Raw genomic sequence first — 7,863 nt, 5'->3', positions numbered from 1 at the left:
TCACTTAAGCGGAGCAGCCTTTCGATCCACTGGATAACGGGTCTTTGAGATCTTCACCGTCCTTGGTCTTGATGGCCTTGGACGGTGATCCAGAAACAGCCCACCGATTCCTGCTCTCAGCTCCGACAATCGTGTTCCTGTTGCTGAAATCGGGTTGGCCGCCGCCATCACGATCAATTGCACGGCGATGTATTGAGCTACTGGTTTGAAGCGGATGTCGCCCGGAGAGCGGCCGAAGGCGACGGCTGCCTGACCGGCTTCGCGGCGGATGATGTTGTAGGCCAACAACAAGCCCCAGACCTCCTGGTAGACCAGCTCCGTTACCTTGCTGCGCAGGGTCATCGCATTCTGCTGCAGAGAGCTTTTGATATCCCGGAAGCCCAGCTCGATCTCCCAGCGCTCCTGATACAGCTTGGCGATGGTCTTGGCGCTGTAAGTATCCGCAGGCAGCGAGGTGAGCACTGTCTTGATCTTGTCCTTCACGGCGTAGCTGACTTCACGTACCTCCCAGTGCGTCGGCAGGTCGGGGTTGCGCTTTCGTGCCTGTGCCGACACCTTCATGCGCAGCAAACGATCGCCCTTGCCGTAACGAGCGACTTCCTCGCCAACCAGCCCTTGGCGGGCCGGAATCAGCCAGTGCCGGCTTTCCCCTGCGGCGCCCAGGCGCAACAGCAAGTCGGCACTCCAGAAGCCCTTATCGAACAGCGTCACCGACTGATTGGGAATCTGCTGCATAAACTCATCGGCCAAGCGCATCTCACTGCGCCGGTAGGGACTCACCTGCGCATCCAGAATCAGGTGCGAGCGCACGTTCATCAGGGCTACCAGTCGCAGCATGGGAAACGGCGTCTGGCGCTCGGTGGAGGTATTGCCGGAGCCGAAATGCTCTCGGAGTTCAGGCGTGTCTGGGGTGCGCAGGAGTGCGCCATCCACGGCCAATACTTGCAGGCCCTGCCAGGTATCGCCCTCATAGCGCTCGCAACCCCACTGGTTACCCGTCTGACGAAACAGCCACTCAACCGGATCGGCACCCAATCGTTTACGCGCCTCGGTGACACCGCTTCGGGCCAGCAGGTCGTGAGAGGCCAGCCCCTGGGCACAGATATTCAGGCGTCGTGCGACCTCATGCACCGGCTCGTCACGGAACAAGGCCATGCCAAGCACCAGCCAGAGCACCTGATCGCTGGGCAGACGCCGCCGCCTTATGGTGGCCTGGGCGGACAAGTCCAGAGCGGATGCCACCCACTCGATCGGGATGTTTTGGGTGAAGGTGCTCAGATCCGAGAAGTTGAACAGTTCACCTAAGTCGAGCAGTTGCTGTTGCAGAGACATAAAAAATCCGATGCCAGGGACCTGACATCGGATTTTCGGGGAAGCCCCGTCAGGGCTCAAATGCTTAAGTGAACAGCATTACGCCAGCTGGCGGGGTTTTTCGTTGCTGGCCGGATTACAGGCGGAAGCGGCTGACCATGCTGTTCAGCTCCACGGCCAGGCGTGACAGCTCCTGGCTGGAGGCGCTGGTCTGGTTGGCGCCGGCCGAGGTTTGCAGGGACAGGTCGCGGATATTCACCAAGTTGCGGTCCACTTCGCGGGCCACCGAGGCCTGCTCTTCGGAGGCGCTGGCGATCAGCAGGTTGCGCTCGTTGATCTCGGTGATCGAGCGGGCGATCAGGTCGAGTGCCTCGCCGGCGGCGCGGGCGACGTCGAGGGTGGTGCGGGCGCGTTCATTGCTATGGCGCATGGCATTCACGGCCTGGTCGGTACCTTGCTGGATACCGCCGATCATCTGCTCGATTTCCTGGGTGGACTGCTGGGTGCGTTGTGCCAGCAGGCGCACTTCGTCAGCCACCACGGCAAAGCCGCGGCCCTGCTCGCCGGCGCGTGCGGCTTCGATGGCGGCGTTGAGTGCCAGCAGGTTGGTCTGTTCGGCAATCGCACGGATCACGTCGAGCACCTTGCTGATGTCGCGCACCTTGTCGGCCAGTTGCTCCACCTGGCCGGCAGTCTGGGTGACGTCTTCGGCCAGGCTGTCGATGGAGTCGACGGTACGCAGCACCTGGTCGCGGCCCTGCTCGGCGGTCTTGCTCGAGGCTTGCGAGGCTTGCGAGGTGCTGACGGCGTTACGCGCGACTTCATCGACCGCTGCGGTCATTTCATTGACCGCGGTGGCTGCCTGCTCCAGTTCGTTGTTCTGCTGGTGCATGCCCCGCGTGGAGTCTTCGGTGACCGCGTGCAGCTCCTCGGAGGCAGAGGCCAGTTGGGTCGAGGAATCGGCAATCTGCTGGATGGTGCTGCGCAGGCTTTGCTGCATGTCCTGCAGGGCGCGCATCAGGCTGGTCAGTTCGTCGTTGCCTTCCAGCTGGATGCTTTGCGAGAGGTCGCCCTTGGCCACGACTTGCGCGACGCCGACGGCCTTGCGCAGCGGTTGCACGATACTGTTGGTGAGCAGTACGGCGAGCAGGATGGTCAGGGCGATGGCGGCGACGATGATCGCCACTACCAGGTTGAAGGCGCTTTGATAAATCGCCTCGCTTTGTTTTTGCGCCGCCGCCGCGTTGTCATTGTTGAACTGGGTCAGCTCATTCAGTGCGCGGAATAGATCATCAGCATGCTGGTTGAGCGGGCCGTTGGCTACGGCCAGGGCTTCATCATGGCGGCCCTGTGGTACCAGTTCGACGATGCGCTGTTGCTCGCTCATGTACGCGCGCTGGGCGTTCATCAGTCGTTGAAACATGGCGCGCTCGTTGTCGGCTTCCAGCAAGCTTTCGTATTTGCGCTCACTGTCGTGCAAATGACCTTTCAATTCATCCAGAGTGCGGATCGCTTGTTGTTGTTGGCTAGGATCGCGCTGGATCATCAATCGCAAGGTGAGCGCGCGAACCCTCAAAATATCCGTGCTGATGGTATTGATAGATGCCAGGCTGGGCATCACGGTCTGGTTAATGTATTCCCCTTGGCTATGCAGCTTGCCCATCTGCATGAGAGAAAAACTGCCAACCAGCAGAACCAGCAGGGCAAGCAGGGCAAAACCAACACCGGCACGCGTAGCCACGCGGACATCGCGAATGGACATATTCACCTCGGAGCAAGGAAGGGCAGTGTGAGCTTGTATCGTCGTTATCGGGTGGAACTTGAGTAAGCACAAGTGGTTGCTTTAGGGGCACTGTATGGTTCGGAAAAATGCCTAAAGAACCTATACCCAGTATAGGTGATGATGCGTTGCTTGATGGGGAGGAATGCTCGGCTTGGCCGTGTCGCACGGCCAAGCTGATTAGGCAGGCGGGGGTTAGTGGTGCTCGCGGGTGGCGCGGAATTTCACATCCGGCCAGCGCTCTTCCATCAGGCTCAGGTTGACCCGGGTCGGCGCCAGGTAGGTGAGGTGGCCACCGCCATCCACCGCCAGGTTCTCGAAGGCCTTGTCCTTGAACTCCTTGAGCTTCTTCTCGTCACTGCATTCGATCCAGCGTGCCGACCAGACGTTGATCGCCTCGTAGGCGCACTCGACCTTGTATTCCTCCTTGAGGCGGCTGGCGACCACATCGAACTGCAGCACGCCGACGGCGCCGAGGATGATGTCGTTGTTGCGCTCGGGGAAGAACACCTGGGTCGCGCCTTCCTCGGCCAGCTCCTGCAGGCCCTGGCGCAGCTGCTTGGATTTCAGCGGGTCCTTCAGGCGCACGCGGCGGAACAGTTCCGGGGCGAAGTGCGGGATGCCGGTGAAGCCCAGTACTTCACCCTCGGTGAAGGTGTCGCCGATCTGGATGGTGCCGTGGTTGTGCAGGCCGATGATGTCGCCGGCATAGGCCTCTTCCAGCTGCTCGCGCTCGCTGGAGAAGAAGGTCAGGGCGTCGGCGATCTTCAGGTCCTTCTTGATGCGCACATGGCGCATCTTCATGCCCTTCTCGTACTTGCCCGAGCAGATGCGCATGAAGGCGATGCGGTCGCGGTGCTTGGGGTCCATGTTCGCCTGGATCTTGAACACGAAGCCGCTGAACTTCTCTTCCACCGGCTCGACCACGCGCTCGTGGGCGGCGCGTGACAACGGCTGCGGCGCCCAGTCGACGATGCAGTCGAGCACCTGGTCGACGCCGAAGTTGCCCAGCGCGGTGCCGAAGAATACCGGGGTCATCTCGCCCTTGAGGAAGGCGTCCTGGTCGAACGCGTGGCAAGCGCCCTGGACCAGTTCCAGTTGTTCGACGAAATCATCGTACATGTCGCCCAGGTGGGCGCGGGCTTCGTCGGAGTCCAGCTTGTTGATCACCTTTTGCTCGGTGCGCTCATGGCCGTGGCCCGGCACGTAGACGATGATCTTGTCCTCGTGCAGGTGATACACGCCCTTGAAGTCGCGGTAGCAGCCAATCGGCCAGGTGATCGGCGCCGCCTTGATCTTCAACACCGCCTCGATCTCGTCGAGCAGCTCAATCGGGTCGCGGATATCGCGGTCGAGCTTGTTGATAAAGCTGACAATCGGCGTGTCGCGCAGGCGGCAGACTTCCATCAGGGCGATGGTGCGCGGTTCCACGCCCTTACCGCCGTCGAGCACCATCAGCGCGCTGTCTACCGCCGTCAGGGTGCGGTAGGTGTCTTCCGAGAAGTCTTCGTGGCCGGGGGTGTCGAGCAGGTTGACCATGTGCTCGCGGTAGGGGAACTGCATCACCGAGGTGGTGATGGAGATGCCGCGCTGCTTCTCCATCTCCATCCAGTCGGAGGTGGCATGGCGGTCGGACTTGCGCGACTTCACCGTACCGGCGACCTCGATGGCCTTGCCCATCAGCAGCAGCTTCTCGGTAATGGTGGTCTTACCGGCGTCGGGGTGGGAAATGATGGCGAAGGTACGGCGCTTCGCCACTTCGGCGGCCTGGATGCTCATGCTGGGAAACCTGTCGACGCAGTCGTCGTATTGTCAAAAAAGGCGGCGATTATAGCGGCAAATGGCGGCACGCCGCGCAGTCGATGCAAGCCGCGTGGAGCCTGGCTTGTAAAGCATTTCAGAGCGTTTTGTTTGGAATCTGGAACAGTCAACCAGCAGGGCGACAACAGGCTGCAAATTAGCGGCATTTTTTGATTGATCTCACCGGGGCATGGTCTTAAAGTCCGCGCCGAACGTCCATGCTGGAAACGATCCATCCGGCTCAAGTACTGACGACGAGACAGCAAGGTCAACCTGCAGGTGGGACTGCCCCCAGGTTGGCCTTTTTGCTTTCGGCGACATGCCTTGGGAAGTAGGCGAACCAAAGTGGGGAAACGGATTAGGCGTTCAGTGTCACCCCTATACACCTTTTGTTTGTCTACCTGGAGCCTTCCATGCCGATCAAGATCGAAGACTACTACGCCCGCGACACCTTCCAGAAAATGAAGGCGTTTGCCGACCAGCAGGAAACCCCTTTCGTGGTCATCGACAAGCAGACCATCGCCGATTCCTATGATCAGCTGGTCAGCTGCTTCCCGTTTGCCAAGATCTATTACGCGGTCAAGGCCAATCCGGCCATCGAGATCACCGAGCTGCTGCGCGACAAGGGCAGCAACTTCGACATCGCCTCCATCTACGAGCTGGACAAGGTGATGAGCGCTGGCGTAGCTGCCGAGCGCATCAGCTATGGCAATACCATCAAGAAGGCCCGCGATATTCGCTACTTCTATGAGAAGGGCGTGCGCCTGTTCGCCACCGACTCGGAAGCCGACCTGCGCAACATTGCCAAGGCGGCGCCGGGGGCAAAGATTTATGTGCGTATTCTCACCGAAGGTTCCAACAGCGCCGACTGGCCGCTGTCGCGCAAGTTCGGCTGCAACCCGGACATGGCCCTGGACCTGCTGATCCTCGCCAAGCAGCTGGGCCTGGTGCCGTACGGCATCTCTTTCCACGTTGGCAGCCAGCAACGCGACATCGACGTGTGGGACGCGGCCATCGCCAAGGTCAAGGTGATCTTCGAGCGCCTCAAGGAAGAAGACGGCATCACCCTGCAGATGATCAACATGGGTGGCGGTTTCCCGGCCAACTACATTGCCCGCACCAACAGCCTGGAGACTTACGCCGAGGAAATCATCCGCTTCCTCAAGGAAGACTTCGGCGACGAACTGCCGGAGATCATCCTTGAGCCGGGCCGCTCGCTGATTGCCAACGCCGGTATCCTGGTCAGCGAAGTGGTACTGGTGGCACGCAAGTCGCGTACCGCCGTGGAGCGTTGGGTGTACACCGACGTGGGCAAGTTCAGCGGCCTGATCGAAACCATGGACGAGTCGATCAAGTTCCCCATCTGGACCGAGAAGAAGGGCGAGATGGAAGAAGTCATCATCGCCGGGCCGACCTGCGACAGCGCCGATATCATGTACGAGAACTACAAGTACGGCCTGCCGCTTAACCTGGCCAGCGGTGACCGCCTGTACTGGTTCTCCACCGGTGCTTACACCACCAGCTACAGTGCGGTGGAATTCAATGGCTTCCCGCCGCTGAAGGCCTTCTATATCTAAGCCCTGTACGCTCCCCAGAACCCCGGCCATGCGCCGTAATGCTGCTCACTTAAGCGGAGCAGCCTTTCGATCCACTGGATAACGGGTCTTTGAGATCTTCACCGTCCTTGGTCTTGATGGCCTTGGACGGTGATCCAGAAACAGCCCACCGATTCCTGCTCTCAGCTCCGACAATCGTGTTCCTGTTGCTGAAATCGGGTTGGCCGCCGCCATCACGATCAATTGCACGGCGATGTATTGAGCTACTGGTTTGAAGCGGATGTCGCCCGGAGAGCGGCCGAAGGCGACGGCTGCCTGACCGGCTTCGCGGCGGATGATGTTGTAGGCCAACAACAAGCCCCAGACCTCCTGGTAGACCAGCTCCGTTACCTTGCTGCGCAGGGTCATCGCATTCTGCTGCAGAGAGCTTTTGATATCCCGGAAGCCCAGCTCGATCTCCCAGCGCTCCTGATACAGCTTGGCGATGGTCTTGGCGCTGTAAGTATCCGCAGGCAGCGAGGTGAGCACTGTCTTGATCTTGTCCTTCACGGCGTAGCTGACTTCACGTACCTCCCAGTGCGTCGGCAGGTCGGGGTTGCGCTTTCGTGCCTGTGCCGACACCTTCATGCGCAGCAAACGATCGCCCTTGCCGTAACGAGCGACTTCCTCGCCAACCAGCCCTTGGCGGGCCGGAATCAGCCAGTGCCGGCTTTCCCCTGCGGCGCCCAGGCGCAACAGCAAGTCGGCACTCCAGAAGCCCTTATCGAACAGCGTCACCGACTGATTGGGAATCTGCTGCATAAACTCATCGGCCAAGCGCATCTCACTGCGCCGGTAGGGACTCACCTGCGCATCCAGAATCAGGTGCGAGCGCACGTTCATCAGGGCTACCAGTCGCAGCATGGGAAACGGCGTCTGGCGCTCGGTGGAGGTATTGCCGGAGCCGAAATGCTCTCGGAGTTCAGGCGTGTCTGGGGTGCGCAGGAGTGCGCCATCCACGGCCAATACTTGCAGGCCCTGCCAGGTATCGCCCTCATAGCGCTCGCAACCCCACTGGTTACCCGTCTGACGAAACAGCCACTCAACCGGATCGGCACCCAATCGTTTACGCGCCTCGGTGACACCGCTTCGGGCCAGCAGGTCGTGAGAGGCCAGCCCCTGGGCACAGATATTCAGGCGTCGTGCGACCTCATGCACCGGCTCGTCACGGAACAAGGCCATGCCAAGCACCAGCCAGAGCACCTGATCGCTGGGCAGACGCCGCCGCCTTATGGTGGCCTGGGCGGACAAGTCCAGAGCGGATGCCACCCACTCGATCGGGATGTTTTGGGTGAAGGTGCTCAGATCCGAGAAGTTGAACAGTTCACCTAAGTCGAGCAGTTGCTGTTGCAGAGACATAAAAAATCCGATGCCAGG

General features: G+C 60.3%; 5 protein-coding genes and 1 pseudogene. 1 reads left to right on the top strand and 5 read right to left on the bottom strand.

What is annotated here, in order from left to right; genetic code table 11:
• From CW360_RS07755 to CW360_RS07745, 4 genes and pseudogenes are all read right to left on the bottom strand, one after another.
• A complete protein-coding gene (locus CW360_RS07755) occupies positions 1-1,332 on the bottom strand; it encodes an IS4 family transposase (protein WP_170307333.1) in 1,332 nt (443 codons plus the stop codon).
• A gap of 115 nt (positions 1,333-1,447) precedes the next feature.
• On the bottom strand, positions 1,448-2,524 hold the full coding sequence (locus CW360_RS07750) for a methyl-accepting chemotaxis protein (RefSeq protein ID WP_371870500.1): 1,077 nt from the start codon (positions 2,522-2,524) through the stop codon (positions 1,448-1,450).
• 6 nt (positions 2,525-2,530) lie between these two features.
• Positions 2,531-3,073: pseudogene (locus CW360_RS17300) on the bottom strand (MCP four helix bundle domain-containing protein); the annotation flags it as partial.
• Positions 3,074-3,286: 213 nt separating this feature from the next.
• On the bottom strand, positions 3,287-4,870 hold the full coding sequence (locus CW360_RS07745; protein ID WP_093986012.1) for a peptide chain release factor 3: 1,584 nt from the start codon (positions 4,868-4,870) through the stop codon (positions 3,287-3,289).
• A 434-nt stretch (positions 4,871-5,304) separates the two neighbouring features.
• Here CW360_RS07745 and CW360_RS07740 point away from each other — a divergent pair, with 434 nt between their 5' ends.
• Positions 5,305-6,468: a type III PLP-dependent enzyme gene (locus CW360_RS07740; protein ID WP_093986013.1), complete on the top strand. Its 1,164-nt coding sequence runs from the start codon at positions 5,305-5,307 to the stop codon at positions 6,466-6,468.
• A 45-nt stretch (positions 6,469-6,513) separates the two neighbouring features.
• Here CW360_RS07740 and CW360_RS07735 read toward each other — a convergent pair whose 3' ends face one another.
• Positions 6,514-7,845, bottom strand: a complete 1,332-nt coding sequence (locus CW360_RS07735) for an IS4 family transposase (protein WP_170307333.1) — start codon at positions 7,843-7,845, stop codon at positions 6,514-6,516.
• Positions 7,846-7,863: the final 18 nt, after the last annotated feature.

Source organism: Pseudomonas fluvialis (assembly GCF_002835605.1).
Lineage (GTDB): Bacteria > Pseudomonadota > Gammaproteobacteria > Pseudomonadales > Pseudomonadaceae > Aquipseudomonas > Aquipseudomonas fluvialis.
Note: the sequence above shows the minus strand (reverse complement) of the source record. Positions and strands in the feature narration are given on the sequence as shown.

Coding starts and splice junctions, on each gene's coding strand:
- CW360_RS07755 (WP_170307333.1), bottom strand. CDS start 1,332: ATGTCTCTGCAACAGCAACTGCTCGACTTAGGTGAACTGTTCAACTTC.
- CW360_RS07745 (WP_093986012.1), bottom strand. CDS start 4,870: ATGAGCATCCAGGCCGCCGAAGTGGCGAAGCGCCGTACCTTCGCCATC.
- CW360_RS07735 (WP_170307333.1), bottom strand. CDS start 7,845: ATGTCTCTGCAACAGCAACTGCTCGACTTAGGTGAACTGTTCAACTTC.
- CW360_RS07740 (WP_093986013.1), top strand. CDS start 5,305: ATGCCGATCAAGATCGAAGACTACTACGCCCGCGACACCTTCCAGAAA.